The sequence below is a fragment of the Flavobacterium hungaricum genome (assembly GCF_015182285.1).
Lineage (GTDB): Bacteria > Bacteroidota > Bacteroidia > Flavobacteriales > Flavobacteriaceae > Flavobacterium > Flavobacterium hungaricum.
In genome coordinates, this window is sequence record NZ_PRDM01000001.1 from 1 (window position 1) to 14,490 (window position 14,490).

A 14,490-nucleotide genomic window follows, 5' to 3' on the forward strand; every position below is an offset into this window, starting at 1 on the left:
GCTGCCTAGGGTAAAACTGGTAACTAGGGCTAAGTCGTAACAAGGTAGCCGTACCGGAAGGTGCGGCTGGAACACCTCCTTTCTAGAGCCTTGGTGTTAGTCTTCGGACACGCCTTGGAAATAAGATGGATATTTGATGTTTTGGAATTCCAAGACTGTATTACTCTTGCTGTTAATTTGAAAAAAAATGAAAATTAAGTAAAACAGAGTCTCGTAGCTCAGCTGGTTAGAGTACTACACTGATAATGTAGGGGTCGGCAGTTCGAGTCTGCCCGGGACTACTATTTGACTTTAGATTTAAGATCTCAGATTTTAGATTTAAAACAATAGACTGAAAAGCTTGATTTAAAGGAAATTCTGGAAGCTGGGATTCACCAAAGGAAATTAGATCAGAATCAGTAATCTAAAATCTGAATTCTAAAATCTAAGATTTAAAAATGGGGGATTAGCTCAGCTGGCTAGAGCGCCTGCCTTGCACGCAGGAGGTCAACGGTTCGACTCCGTTATTCTCCACTGGTTTACTATAAGCATAGTAAATAAAAGTTCATTGACATATTGAGATAAGAAAATAATAAAAGTAGAAAGCGTTTTTTACAATTTTATTGTAAAGAACAAAAAAAAACGGTCGTAATTAATTTTATGACTGGGTACAATAAGCAAAATAAGGGCGTATGGGGGATGCCTAGGCTCTCAGAGGCGATGAAAGGCGTGATAAGCTGCGAAAAGCTGCGGGGACGGGCACACACCGATTGATCCGCAGATACCTGAATGGGGCAACCCGTTATGTTGAAGACATAACACACCGATAGGTGGGCAAACCCGCTGAACTGAAACATCTAAGTAGGCGGAGGAGAAGAAAACAAAAGTGATTCCGTAAGTAGTGGCGAGCGAACGCGGAACAGCCCAAACCAGTCTTGTTACGGCCTGACTGGGGTTGTAGGACCACGATATTTTATGCACAAGGAACCGGAAGTTGCTGGAAAGTGACGCCGCAGAGGGTGAAAGCCCCGTATGGGCAACAAGTGTAATAGATAGTGGTATCCTGAGTAGGGCGGGGCACGTGAAACCCTGTCTGAATTTGGCGGGACCATCCGCTAAGGCTAAATACTCCTGAGAGACCGATAGTGAACCAGTACCGTGAGGGAAAGGTGAAAAGAACCGTGAATAACGGAGTGAAATAGATCCTGAAACCATACGCTTACAAGCGGTCGGAGCCCTTTCGTGGGGTGACGGCGTGCCTTTTGCATAATGAGCCTACGAGTTAACGCTGCTGGCAAGGATAAGTACTTCAGGTATGGATCCGCAGCGAAAGCGAGTCTGAATAGGGCGCTTTAGTCAGTAGTGTTAGACGCGAAACCGTGTGATCTACCCATGGGCAGGTTGAAGCTGTGGTAACACACAGTGGAGGACCGAACCGGTTGACGTTGAAAAGTCTTCGGATGACCTGTGGGTAGGGGTGAAAGGCCAATCAAACTCGGAAATAGCTCGTACTCCCCGAAATGCATTTAGGTGCAGCGTTATTTTAGTTATACAGAGGTAGAGCTACTGATTGGATGCGGGGGCTTCACCGCCTACCAATTCCTGACAAACTCCGAATGCTGTATAATGATTGATAACAGTGAGGGCTTGGGTGCTAAGGTCCAAGTCCGAGAGGGAAAGAACCCAGACCATCAGCTAAGGTCCCCAAATATATGTTAAGTTGAAAGAACGAGGTTTGTCTGCCCAGACAGCTAGGATGTTGGCTTGGAAGCAGCCATTCATTTAAAGAGTGCGTAACAGCTCACTAGTCGAGCGGACGAGCATGGATAATAATCGGGCATAAACATATTACCGAAGCTATGGATTTACAGTTTACTGTAAGTGGTAGGGGAGCATTCTGACAGGGCTGAAGGTGTTCCGTAAGGGATGCTGGACTGGTCAGAAAAGAAAATGTAGGCATAAGTAACGATAATGCGGGCGAGAAACCCGCACACCGAAAAACTAAGGTTTCCACAGCTATGCTAATCAGCTGTGGGTTAGTCTGGACCTAAGGCGAACCCGAAAGGGACAGTCGATGGCCAACGGGTTAATATTCCCGTACTGCTTATTACTGTGATGGGGTGACGGAGTGATGAAAGCGCCGCGAACTGACGGAATAGTTCGTTAAAGTACCTAACTATAGGCTCTACAGGCAAATCCGTAGAGCTTGGTGAAATACGATAGTACTCGGAGTCTTCGGACAAAGAGATAGTGCGCCTAAGGGCTTCCAAGAAAAACCTCTAAACTTCAGGTAATAAGCACCAGTACCGTAAACCGACACAGGTAGTTGAGGAGAGAATCCTAAGGTGCTCGAGAGATTCATGGCTAAGGAATTAGGCAAAATAGACCTGTAACTTCGGGAGAAAGGTCGCCCCGAGCAATCGGGGCCGCAGTGAAGAGGTCCAGGCGACTGTTTATCAAAAACACAGGGCTCTGCAAAATCGTAAGATGAAGTATAGGGCCTGACACCTGCCCGGTGCTGGAAGGTTAAGAGGAGATGTTATCTTCGGAGAAGCATTGAATTGAAGCCCCAGTAAACGGCGGCCGTAACTATAACGGTCCTAAGGTAGCGAAATTCCTTGTCGGGTAAGTTCCGACCTGCACGAATGGTGTAACGATCTGGACACTGTCTCAGCCATGAGCTCGGTGAAATTGTAGTAACGGTGAAGATGCCGTTTACCCGCAGTGGGACGAAAAGACCCTGTGCACCTTTACTATAGCTTAGTATTGACCTTGGATAAATGATGTGTAGGATAGGTTGGAGACTATGAAGCGGCGTCGCCAGGCGTTGTGGAGTCATTGTTGAAATACAACCCTTTGTTTATCTGAGGCCTAACCCCATATTGTGGGGGACATTGCTTGGTGGGTAGTTTGACTGGGGTGGTCGCCTCCAAAAGAGTAACGGAGGCTTCTAAAGGTTCCCTCAGTACGCTTGGTAACCGTGCGTAGAGTGCAATGGCATAAGGGAGCTTGACTGAGAGACATACAGGTCGATCAGGTACGAAAGTAGAGCATAGTGATCCGGTGGTTCCGCATGGAAGGGCCATCGCTCAAAGGATAAAAGGTACGCCGGGGATAACAGGCTGATCTCCCCCAAGAGCTCATATCGACGGGGGGGTTTGGCACCTCGATGTCGGCTCGTCACATCCTGGGGCTGGAGAAGGTCCCAAGGGTTGGGCTGTTCGCCCATTAAAGTGGCACGCGAGCTGGGTTCAGAACGTCGTGAGACAGTTCGGTCTCTATCTACTGCGGGCGTTAGAAATTTGAGTGGATCTGATTCTAGTACGAGAGGACCGAATTGGACTAACCGCTGGTGTATCTGTTGTCCCGCCAGGGGCACCGCAGAGTAGCTACGTTGGGAAGGGATAAGCGCTGAAAGCATATAAGCGCGAAACCCACCACAAGATGAGATTTCTTTTAAGGATCGTGGAAGATGACCACGTTGATAGGCTATAGATGTAAAGGCAGTAATGTCATAGTCGAGTAGTACTAATAATCCGTAAGCTTATGTACACCCTTTTCCCGGGTCCAAAGACCCGGGAGGAAACTTTCTAACCAAATTTATTGTATTTCTTTATCTCAGTATGTTAAGATATTGGTTTTAATTATGAATTGTCAATTATCAATTGTTAATTAAAACAGATTGCCCAAAGCAATTATAACTTCTTAAGGTGGTTATTGCGGCGGGGCTCACCTCTTCCCATCCCGAACAGAGAAGTTAAGCCCGCCTGCGCAGATGGTACTGCAGTTATGTGGGAGAGTATGTCGTCGCCTTTCTTTTTAAAACCCTGTTTCTATTGAAACAGGGTTTTTTGTTTTGAAACGGGTTGCAAAACAGGCGCATGTCTGGGATCATTCGCAAAAGCGGGGATAATACAAAGAAGAACCCTGTCTTTCTTACGCCTCTGCCTTCTAAAAACTTTTATTTTTGCGTTAAAATAGTTGCCGGCTCGCTTTTGCGGGCACGGATTGCAAATCCGCGCTAACGTTGTCTGCTAACGCACAGCCCGGTCCGGAGGAAACGTCCTAATAAATAATCTTTAAAATCTATATTTTTCATATAATTCTTCTGCCTTGACATTTCGACACAACTTTTCTGAAAAAAAAATAAACACGAATTTCAGGGATCAATACGAAAACCTATGGAGTAACAAAGAAAGATTGAGCATAAATGTTAGTGAGTCTAAAAAGGAAGAATTCTACATCTCTAACGCCTCTGAATTGAGATCTAAATGCTTTTATTTTTGCATTGAAAGATTCATTCTGCAGACGCATTAGTACTTCTGTTGTCAAAATAGTTTAATATGGTTTGATAGTGATTCATAATTGTTCGAGAGATTGTACTGAAAAGACTTAAACCCAGACTGATTGACTTTTTCATGCCATTTAGCCAGTTTAGCAAAGCCTGTGATTTTATCTCCGCTCTTTTATTAAAATAATACGCCAGCAGCAAATTGGTTCGGGCTAAGGGCCTGTTGTCTGCTTTAGATTTTAAGATCAGATGCGCTTTTTTATAGGCCTTTTTCTCTTCGCCTTTGTTATACAAATCATAGAGTGCAAGCGTATTTTTATCTTCCTTAACAGGAATCGATTTTTTGGAAACAAAAGCTTTCTTTTTATCCTCAATCTGAGCTTTCAGACCAAATGATAAAAAGGCGAAGAACAGTAAAAAAAGTTTTCTAAGCCAGATTTCCATAGCATTTCTTTTATACTCAAAAAGACGAATGAGTAATTTTTAAAGTCTTGTAAATTTGGGATTTATAAGATTAAATCAGTTTTTGAATAAGCGATAAAAGTACTACAAAAGAATTGAAAATGCTTTTCTAAAAATAAAATTTTTGAGTGAAGTTGTGATATAATTTCTGGTTTGTGTTTTGTTTCAATTGATTGATTATGAGTGTTTAAAAAGATTAAAAATTTCTTAAATAGATTTGAAAACATTTTTCCCTGTTGTAAATTAGTGAGACTATACTTAAAAAATTGAATTATGAAAAACAGAATATTTTTAGTCCTTGCATTGTTAACGCTAACAATCTCGGCCAGCGCACAGAAGAAAATTGAAATTACCGAATTGCCAAAACCAGCACAGGAATTTTTGAAAAAGCATTTTAATGATGTTGCTGTAGAAAGCGCCAAAAAAGATGCTGAACATGGCGAAAAAGGATACGAAGTAAAACTAAAAGACGGAACAGAAGTAGAATTCTGGAAAGACGGATCCTATCGTGAAGTGGACGGCGGAGACAAGCCTATTCCAACCGCGTTTATTCCGAAAGAAGTAAAAGATTATGTGGCAAAAAATTATCCAAATGAAAAAATCACGCACATCGACTATGGGCACAAAGATCTTGACGTAGATTTAACCAACAAAATCGATCTGGAATTTACCAAGGAAGGGAAGATTTTGAAAGACAAGAAAAACAATATTGATAAAAAATAGTTTAAAAATTGTTTTTTCGGAATCGGAGCTATATAGGAGAAACAAGCTTAAAAACGATTCATTTTTAAATAGCACTTCACCTATTTTAAAAACAGAAATGTCCTCAATACTTCTTTGAGGACATTTTGTTTTTACGTCAATTTTAGAAAAGAACATCTTGCCTAAAAATAGTTTATATTTACATCTTCTATTTATTTGTTTTATGGAAGAAAATAAACACGTTACCATTTATGATATAGCCGAAAGACTCAATTTGGCGACATCAACTATTTCAAGAGCTTTAAAGGATCATCACACCATTAGTGATAAAACCATAAAAAAAGTCAAGAAAACTGCCGAAGAAATGGGCTTTGTACCCAATACTTTGGCTGCAGGTCTGCGTGGTAATAAAACCAAAACCATTGGCGTTTTAATTCCGACTGTCACACAGCCCTTTTTGTCATCGCTCATTAGCGGTATAGAGATTACAGCCCAAAAATCCGATTATACCGTCATCATTATGCAGTCGCACGACTCGTACGAAGAAGAGGTTAATATGGCAAAATCCCTGTACAGCAATCGTGTAAGCGGCGTAATTTGTTCGCTGGCAATGGAAACGCGCGATACAGCACATTTTCATCAATTTTCAAACAATAATATTCCCTTAGTATTTGTCGATCGTGTACCGAAAGATTACAATACCTTTAGAGTTGTAATTGATAACTATACAGCAGGTTACAAAGCGACCAAACACCTTATTGAACAGGGCTGTATTCGTATCGCACACATAACGGCAGGATCAGAATTGGGTAATTTATATAACGAAAGAAAAAGAGGTTATATCGAAGCCTTAAAAGACCATAATGTCGACATAGATGAAAAACTGATTATCAATTTAAATTCCGTTACTTACGAAGACGGTGTAAAAGCCAGCAATGCGTTATTCGACTTAGACCCAATTCCCGACGGACTTTTTGCACCAGGGGATATTCTGGCCGTAAGCGCCGTACAGACTGCTAAAAAACGCGGGATCAAAGTACCCGAAGAATTTAAAGTAATTGGTTTTAACAACGATCCAATTTCGCAGATCATTGACCCTAACTTATCTACGATTACGCATCCAGCAGAAAAAATGGGAAAAGCGGCGGCCGAAATTATAATCAAAAACCTGAAATCATCTAAAAACGATGATGCCAAAGAAATTACCTTTTTAAACACAGAAGTATTAGCAAGAGAATCTACGCAGAAATAAAACCTATTACAGAATCTAAATTCTAAAATCGGCTTCACCATAGGCAGGATAGTTTTTTTAATTATCCTGCCTTTATTTGTTATATGAAATTATTTTTTGAAAAAAACAGAGCTAAAATTTTTTTCTTCAATAACAATCTTATATTTTTACGCAACCGATTGCATTTGTTGTTTTATTTGGAATAATGTATTTTTTAAATTAAAATTTTATCAAATACTTTTAATTACAAAAGAAAAGCCATCGAAATAAAAATATAAATCGAGAATAAATTAAACCAAAAATGACTTCATTACGATTTGTTTTCCTCTTTTTTTTGACTTCCATTTCGGCTTCGGCACAAAAGGATTATAAATTATGGCTGCAGTACAATACTGTTGCCAATGCTTCAATTTCAAAAGAATACAAAGACAATCTGAAAGGAATTGTGGTTTTAGGAAATTCTGAAACGATTAAAATTGCAGTAAAAGAGCTTAAGACTGGATTTTTGCAAATGCTCGGAAATGTTCCCGAAATAAAATTAGAATTAAAAGGAGAAAATAATCTAATAATAGGGGCTCAATCTAATTTGAACAGCGAAATTAGAAAAGAGCTTCAATCAAATTTTGATAAAATAAACGAAGAAGGATTTATCATCAAATCCATTTCCATTCAAAATAAAAAACAAATCATCATTACTGGAAAAAAGGATGCCGCTGTTTTATATGGAGTTTTTAATTTTCTGAGAATTTTCCAGACCAACAAATCTGTTAAAAATGTAAATATTGCCGATTCTCCCAAAACAAATATCCGAATCTTAAATCACTGGGATAATCTGGACAGAACAGTTGAACGAGGTTACGCAGGATTTTCGCTTTGGAACTGGCAGAAATTACCTGATTTTATCGATCAGCGTTATATTGATTACGCTAGAGCAAATGCCTCAATCGGCATTAATGGAACTGTTTTGACGAATGTAAATGCAAACGCATTAATCTTAACGCCGCAATATTTAGAAAAAGTAGAAGCTTTAGCAAATGTTTTCAGACCTTACGGAATAAAAGTCTACTTGACAGCCCGTTTTTCGGCACCAATTGAAATTGGAAAACTAAAAACCGCCGATCCAAAAGATCTGGAAGTGATAAATTGGTGGAAAAATAAAGCAGCGGAAATTTACAAACGAATTCCAGATTTTGGCGGATTTTTGGTGAAAGCCAATTCAGAAGGACAGCCCGGCCCTCAAAATTACGGACGAGATCATGTTGACGGTGCCAATATGCTGGCCGATGCAGTTGCTCCCTTTGGAGGTGTGATTATGTGGAGAGCTTTTGTATATTCTGAGCATGACGCAAACGATCGTGCGAAACAAGCGTATGCCGAATTTCAGCCGTATGACGGAAAATTTAAAGAAAATGTAATTGTTCAGGTAAAAAATGGAGCAATCGATTTTCAGCCCAGAGAACCCTTTCATCCTTTATTTGGCGCCATGCCAAAAACGCCTTTGATGATGGAATTTCAAATTACACAGGAATATTTGGGTTTCAGCACGCATTTGGTTTTTCTGCCTAAATTATTTCAGGAAGTTTTAGAATCAGATACTTATCAAAAAGGAAAAGGTTCAACCGTTGCCAAAGTCATTGACGGCACTTTGTATCAAAATAAACTAACGGGAATTGCAGGCGTTTCTAACATTGGAAATGATTTAAACTGGACAGGTCATCCTTTTGCGCAAGCGAATTGGTATGGTTTCGGAAGATTGGCCTGGAATCCGTATTTGGATGCTGAAACCATTGCCGATGAGTGGTTGAGATGTACTTTTTCAAACGATGAACATTTTATAAAACCAGTTAAAAAGATGATGATCGATTCGCGTGAAGCTGTTGTCAATTATATGACACCGTTTGGCCTTCATCATATTATGGATACAGGTCATCACTACGGACCAGGACCTTGGGTTTCTGATTTATCTCGTCCCGAATGGAATCCGACCTATTATCATAAAGCCGATAAAAACGGAATTGGTTTTGACCGTTCTAAATCAGGAACAAATGCTGTTTCACAATACGCACCAGAAATGGCAAAAGTTTTCAATAACTTAGAAACCTGTCCGGAGAAAGATTTATTATGGTTTCATCACGTTTCGTGGGACTATAAATTGAAGAACGGCCAGACACTTTGGAACGGTTTGGCGCTCAAATATCAGGAAGGTGTTAATCAGGTTGCCGAGATGCAAAACGTTTGGAATAACGCTGAAAAATATGTCGACATCGAACGATTTAACGAAGTAAAAATGCTTTTGGAAATCCAGCAGAAAGAAGCAAAATGGTGGCGTGATGCCTGTTTGTTGTATTTTCAGCAGTTTTCAGGAAAAGAATTGCCGTCAGGAGTCGAAAAACCAACACAAACATTAGAATATTTTAAATCATTAAAATTCCCATTTGCACCGGGAAATGGATAAATTAAATTATTGAGATTAATTAGAACGCAGATGACGCGGACTCGCTTTCGCGAAAACGCAGATTTACACGGATTTTTTATTTTTTTTCGTTTAGAAAAAGACCCGTTTTTTCCGTGTCTTCGCGAAAACGAATCTGTTAAATATGCGTACCAAAAAAACAAATTATGAGCAAAAAAACGGCAATTGTAACCGGAGGAAATTCAGGATTAGGTTTTGCAACCGCAAAAAAACTTTGTGACAACGGAATCACAACTTACATCATCGGAAGATCAAAAGAAAAAACAGAAGAGGCCTGCAGGGAAATTGGAGAAAATGCGATTCCGGTAATTTTCGATTTAAATAATCTGGACGGAATTCCAGCCATGATCGAAAACATAACCCAAAACGGCCCAATTGATATTTTGGTAAACAACGCCGGAATCAACATGAAAAAAGAAATTCCAGACGTTACGGATGAAGATTTTCTTTCGATCATTCATACCAATTTATTGAGCGTTTTTGCCGTAAGTCGCGAAGTAATTAAAAACATGAAAGCCAACGGAAGCGGCAGCATCATCAACATCAGTTCGATGGCATCGCAATACGGAATCCCGAAAGTAATTGCGTATTCGGCAAGCAAGGGCGCAATCGAATCTATGACGCGTGCGATGGCCACAGAACTGGCTCCGTCGGGAATAAGAATAAATTGTATTGCTCCGGGATTTATCAAAACTAAAATGTCGGCAGCAGCATTGGATAATGATCCGGAAAGAAAAAATAAAGTATTGGGAAGAACACCAATGGGCTTTTTAGGAGAGCCTTCGGATATTGCAGATGCCGTTTACTATTTCGCTTTAAGCGAATCAAAATATACAACAGGTACAGTTCTGCCGGTTGACGGTGGGAATAGTATTGGGTTTTAATTGTGGAAATGCCAAGAAGGCGCTAAGTAACAAAGTTTTTAAGCCACAGATTAAAGGATTAAAAGATTTAAATCAGTTGACACAAACGCCGGCGAATATGCAAAGTAATTTGTTTCCATAGCTATACGCATTAAGGGAAATAAACTTTGTGACTTAGCGCCTTTGCGGCATAAAAAAAAGAAGTATGATAAAAATGCAGCAAACCATGCGATGGTTCGGTCCTAATGACAATGTCAGTTTGATTGATATTAAGCAGGCCGGAGCAACGGGAATTGTAACCGCTTTGCACCAAATTCCGGTGGGCGATGTCTGGACAATTACAGATATAAAAGAAAGACAGGAAATCATTCGGAATTACGGATTGGAATGGGCTGTGGTTGAAAGTCTGCCTGTTCATGAAGAAATAAAACGAGCTTCGGGAAATTACCTGCAATACATCGAGAATTATAAAATCAGTTTGCGAAATCTGGCAGAATGCGGGATCAAAATCATTACTTATAATTTTATGCCGATTTTGGACTGGGTACGTACGAATCATAATTTTATCAACGAAGATGGAAGTAAAGCTCTTTTATACAATCAGGATGCGTTTACTTATTTTGATGTTTTTCTTTTAAAAAGACCCGATGCCGAAAACGATTATTCAGAAGATCAAAAACAGAATGCTTTAAACTTTGGAAATAATCTTTCAGAAGATGAAAAAGCATTGTTGTTTAAAAATGTTTTATTGGGATTACCAGGAAGCAAAATTAATTTTACAGCAGAACAGATTTTATCGCTTTTGGACAATTATGCTGAAATCGACAATCAAAAATTAAGAGAAAACCTGATTTATTTTTTATCCGAAGTTGTTCCGGTTGCAGCAGAAATCGGCGCGAAATTAGCGATTCATCCAGATGATCCGCCGTTTTCGGTTTTGGGATTACCCAGAATCGTTTCAACAGAAGCTGATTTGAAAGCTATTTTCAGTGCTGTTCCTTCAACAGCTAACGGATTGTGTTATTGCACAGGATCTTTAAGCGCCGATCCGAAAAACAATTTGGAAAAAATAATTGACGATTACGAAGATAGAATTCACTTTCTGCATCTTCGAAATACCATCCGCGAAAGCGAAACTATTTTCCGCGAATCAGAACATTTAAACGGCGATGTTCAAATGGAAAAGATTGTAGAAAAGATTTTAGTTGTAATGAATAAGCGAAAAGTGAGCCTGCCGATGCGCCCCGATCATGGTTTTCTGCACGAAGTTGATGAAGCTAAAGAAACTTATCCGGGTTATTCGCTGACGGGAAGATTAAAAGGATTGGCCGAGTTAAGAGGTTTAGAAATGGGAATTGCTTATAAATTGAGTTTGTAAAACGTACTGTTTGCTATCGCTCGAGTCTCCTTCGATTGAAATGAAAAAACTGACGAAAACTATGTTTGTTTAAAAAAGCGAAATGTCTTTTACAGAAAAAGAAACCTATGACCCTATGTGTTTAAAAACTAAAATAGTATACGTTTTATCGCTTTTCCTCATCGGATTAAGCACAAAATCGTATGCGATAAATCCAGAAAAATATGTAGTGAATCAGGCTTCTGCCGAAAATTTTCCTTTGGTTTCAAAAGGAAAAACGGCATCGATTTTAGTTAGTGATAAAGATTTTGAGGGAGTTTTAAAAGTAACGGGACATTTAGAAAACGACATTTTCAAAGTTTCAGATTTACATCCCAAAAGAATAAAAAAAATAGCAGAAGCCGAAGATTTCGTAGTGATTATCGGAACACTCGGAAAAAGCGAAATCATCGATCAATTAGTAAAAAAAGGAAAAATTGATGCCGCCCAACTTCGTGGAAAATGGGAAAAATTTACAACGCAAATTGTTGAAAATCCCTTTAAAGGAATCAAAAAAGCCTTGGTAATTGCGGGTTCAGACAAAAGAGGAACGATTTACGGAATTTACGATTTATCCAATCAAATAGGTGTTTCGCCTTGGTATTTCTGGGCAGACGTTCCAGTGAAGAAACAATCAGAATTGCACGTTTTGCCTGGAATTCATTCGCAGGGAGAACCAAAAGTAAAATACAGAGGAATTTTTATAAACGATGAGGCGCCGGCTTTATCTGGCTGGGCATTCGAAAAATTAGGCGGATTTAATTCCAAATTTTACGATAAAGTTTTTGAATTGATTTTGCGAATGAAAGGCAACTATTTATGGCCGGCAATGTGGGGCAGAATGTTTTATGTTGAAGATCCGCAGAATGCTGTTTTAGCCGACAAATACGGAATAGTAATGGGAACTTCGCATCACGAACCACTCACGCGAGCGCATGCCGAGTGGGGGAAATCGAATGGGAAATGGGATTTTAGTACTAATTCTGAATCTTTGGTTCAATTCTGGAAAGATGGAATTAAAAGAATGGGAAACAAAGAAACCATTGTAACTGTTGGAATGCGTGGTGACGGCGACGAACCCATGACGGAAGGAACGGCAATTGAATTATTAGAAAATATCGTAAAAACCCAACGGAATATCATTGCAGAAGTCACGAAGAAACCTGCCGAAGAAACGCCTCAAATGTGGGCACTTTACAAAGAAGTTCAGGATTATTACGACAAAGGAATGCGAGTTCCCGACGATGTAACGCTTTTGTTATGCGATGATAATTGGGGAAATATCCGCAAACTTCCAGAATTGAACGCCAAAACCAGAAAAGGCGGTTACGGTATTTATTATCATTTTGATTACGTAGGCGGTCCGCGAAATTACAAATGGATCAATACCAATCAGATCGAAAGAGTTTGGGAACAAATGGATCTGGCGTATCAATATGGCGTTGATAAAATCTGGATTGTAAATGTAGGGGATATCAAACCAATGGAATTTCCAACCGAATTTTTTCTTGATATTGCTTGGAATCCCGAAAAATTCAATGCCGGAAATTTAGATCACTATTATAGAAATTGTGCAAAAGAGAATTTTGGAAATCAGTTTTCAGAAGAAATTGCCGAAATTCTAAAATTATATACCAAATACAACGCACGTAGAAAACCAGAATTATTAGATGCGGCTACCTACAGTATTACCAATTATAATGAAGCAGATCGGGTTGTTGCAGATTATCAAAAATTGGCTGAAAAAGCTCATTTGATAAACGAAAAATTACAGCCAGAATACAAAGATGCTTTTTATCAGTTGGTTTTATTTCCGGTTTTAGCGAGTTCAAATTTAAATGAGTTGTATGTGGCAGCAGCTAAAAATCAGTTGTATGCAGAGCAGGGAAATGCCGCTGCAAATTTGTATGCTGAAAAAGTAAAAACGTTATTTGAAAAAGACGCTGAGCTCACCAATTTTTATCACACCAAATTAGCAGACGGCAAATGGAATCACATGATGGCTCAGACGCATATTGGTTATGATAATTGGCAGCAGCCGGACAAAAATGTGATACCAAAAACCAAGTTAGTTTATTATGACACAACTTCAAATCCAGCAGTTACGGCGGAGGGCAGTAAAGAAGTTTATGATTCAAAAAGTACTAAAACAATTGTGCTTCCAGATTTAAATTCTTTAGAGAATAATGCCACCTATGTTGAGGTATCTAATAGAGGTGTAAAATCTTTTCAGTTTAGGATTGAGAATAAAAACGATTGGATTTTGTTTTCTTTTTCTAAAGGAACAGTTGCTTTCGAAAAAAGAATTGCAATCCGAATCGATTGGAAAAAAGCGCCCAAAGGAATTACCAATTGCCAGTTTACCATTTTAGCAGATGATAAAAGACATAAAGTAGAACTGAAAATTAATAATATCGATTCTGATAAAATTAAAGGTTTTGTAGAAAACAACGGTTATATTTCAATAGAAAGTAAAAATTATTCAAATGCAATAAATTCGGAGGTAGTAAAGTGGACTATAATTCCAAATCTTGGTAAAACAGATTCTGGAATAACGATTAAACCTTCGAATATTCAGACTATTGCAGTTTCAGGGCAATCACCAAGACTGGAATACGACGTTCATTTTTTCAGTAAAGGAAAGGTAAAAGTACATGCTTATTTTTCGCCGACAATAAATTTTAAGTTTGGAGAAGGCTTAAAATACGGAATTGGCTTTGATTCTGAAAAACCGCAAATTATGAATTTGAATGCTGATTCTTCAGAAAAAAGCTGGGCTGCATCTGTTGCAGCTAACATTAAAATTATAACGTCCACACATCAAATAGAAAATTCGGGGAATCATGTTTTGAAGATTTACGCGATTGATCCGGCTTTGGTGCTGCAAAAAATTGTAATTGAGACCGAAGATGGAAAAGTTTTGGATTCGTATTTGGGTCCTCCGGAGAGTTTTAAGAAATGATTCAATAACGTAACACATTAAGTTTGTTTATTTGGATGGGGAAGACTCTCCGCAACGAAAATCTCCAATCTTTGTAGAGTTTCTTACGAAGATTTGCTTCGCCTATTCGCTATCGCTCGAGTCTCCTTCGT

The 14,490-nt window shown here is 39.0% G+C and carries 7 protein-coding genes, 2 tRNA genes and 3 rRNA genes; 11 read left to right on the forward strand and 1 reads right to left on the reverse strand.

From position 1 onward, the window contains the following. The 5 genes from C4F50_RS00005 to rrf all read left to right on the forward strand — a co-directional run. Nucleotides 1–82, forward strand: a 16S ribosomal RNA gene (locus tag C4F50_RS00005); the annotation flags it as partial. Between the two features lie 125 nt (nucleotides 83–207). Then, nucleotides 208–281 (forward strand) — tRNA-Ile (locus C4F50_RS00010). Between the two features lie 158 nt (nucleotides 282–439). Continuing rightward, nucleotides 440–513: transfer RNA gene (locus C4F50_RS00015), tRNA-Ala, on the forward strand. 137 nt (nucleotides 514–650) lie between these two features. Then, nucleotides 651–3,531, forward strand: a 23S ribosomal RNA gene (locus C4F50_RS00020). A 154-nt stretch (nucleotides 3,532–3,685) separates the two neighbouring features. Then, a 5S ribosomal RNA gene (gene rrf, locus C4F50_RS00025) occupies nucleotides 3,686–3,795 on the forward strand. Nucleotides 3,796–4,276: 481 nt separating this feature from the next. Here the strand turns inward: rrf and C4F50_RS00030 are convergent. Beyond that, nucleotides 4,277–4,714 carry a transposase gene (locus tag C4F50_RS00030; protein WP_193844379.1) on the reverse strand — a complete coding sequence of 146 codons (438 nt, stop codon included), beginning with the start codon at nucleotides 4,712–4,714 and terminating at the stop codon, nucleotides 4,277–4,279. Nucleotides 4,715–5,005: 291 nt separating this feature from the next. On the opposite strand from C4F50_RS00030, the gene C4F50_RS00035 reads away from it, so the two are divergent. The 6 genes from C4F50_RS00035 (at nucleotide 5,006) to C4F50_RS00060 (ending at nucleotide 14,359) form a co-directional block, all read left to right on the forward strand. After that, nucleotides 5,006–5,455: a PepSY-like domain-containing protein gene (locus C4F50_RS00035; protein ID WP_193844381.1), complete on the forward strand. Its 450-nt coding sequence runs from the start codon at nucleotides 5,006–5,008 to the stop codon at nucleotides 5,453–5,455. Nucleotides 5,456–5,657: 202 nt separating this feature from the next. Then, entirely contained in the window at nucleotides 5,658–6,686 is a 1,029-nt protein-coding gene (locus C4F50_RS00040; RefSeq protein WP_193844382.1) for a LacI family DNA-binding transcriptional regulator, read from the forward strand. Between the two features lie 280 nt (nucleotides 6,687–6,966). Further along, nucleotides 6,967–9,120, forward strand: a complete 2,154-nt coding sequence (locus C4F50_RS00045) for an alpha-glucuronidase family glycosyl hydrolase (RefSeq protein WP_193844385.1) — start codon at nucleotides 6,967–6,969, stop codon at nucleotides 9,118–9,120. A gap of 164 nt (nucleotides 9,121–9,284) precedes the next feature. Beyond that, nucleotides 9,285–10,022: an SDR family NAD(P)-dependent oxidoreductase gene (locus C4F50_RS00050; RefSeq protein ID WP_193844386.1), complete on the forward strand. Its 738-nt coding sequence runs from the start codon at nucleotides 9,285–9,287 to the stop codon at nucleotides 10,020–10,022. 193 nt (nucleotides 10,023–10,215) lie between these two features. Next, nucleotides 10,216–11,379 (forward strand): mannonate dehydratase, encoded by a 1,164-nt coding sequence (gene uxuA / locus C4F50_RS00055; protein ID WP_228011977.1) that lies wholly within the window; start codon nucleotides 10,216–10,218, stop codon nucleotides 11,377–11,379. A gap of 82 nt (nucleotides 11,380–11,461) precedes the next feature. Continuing rightward, nucleotides 11,462–14,359 (forward strand): glycosyl hydrolase 115 family protein, encoded by a 2,898-nt coding sequence (locus C4F50_RS00060; protein WP_228011928.1) that lies wholly within the window; start codon nucleotides 11,462–11,464, stop codon nucleotides 14,357–14,359. Nucleotides 14,360–14,490: the final 131 nt, after the last annotated feature.

Excerpts from the sequence above, each read along its gene's own strand:
- uxuA (WP_228011977.1), top strand. The coding sequence starts at position 10,216 with ATGCAGCAAACCATGCGATGGTTCGGTCCTAATGACAATGTCAGTTTG.
- C4F50_RS00050 (WP_193844386.1), top strand. The coding sequence starts at position 9,285 with ATGAGCAAAAAAACGGCAATTGTAACCGGAGGAAATTCAGGATTAGGT.
- C4F50_RS00060 (WP_228011928.1), top strand. The coding sequence starts at position 11,462 with ATGTCTTTTACAGAAAAAGAAACCTATGACCCTATGTGTTTAAAAACT.
- C4F50_RS00045 (WP_193844385.1), top strand. The coding sequence starts at position 6,967 with ATGACTTCATTACGATTTGTTTTCCTCTTTTTTTTGACTTCCATTTCG.
- C4F50_RS00030 (WP_193844379.1), bottom strand. The coding sequence starts at position 4,714 with ATGGAAATCTGGCTTAGAAAACTTTTTTTACTGTTCTTCGCCTTTTTA.
- C4F50_RS00035 (WP_193844381.1), top strand. The coding sequence starts at position 5,006 with ATGAAAAACAGAATATTTTTAGTCCTTGCATTGTTAACGCTAACAATC.
- C4F50_RS00040 (WP_193844382.1), top strand. The coding sequence starts at position 5,658 with ATGGAAGAAAATAAACACGTTACCATTTATGATATAGCCGAAAGACTC.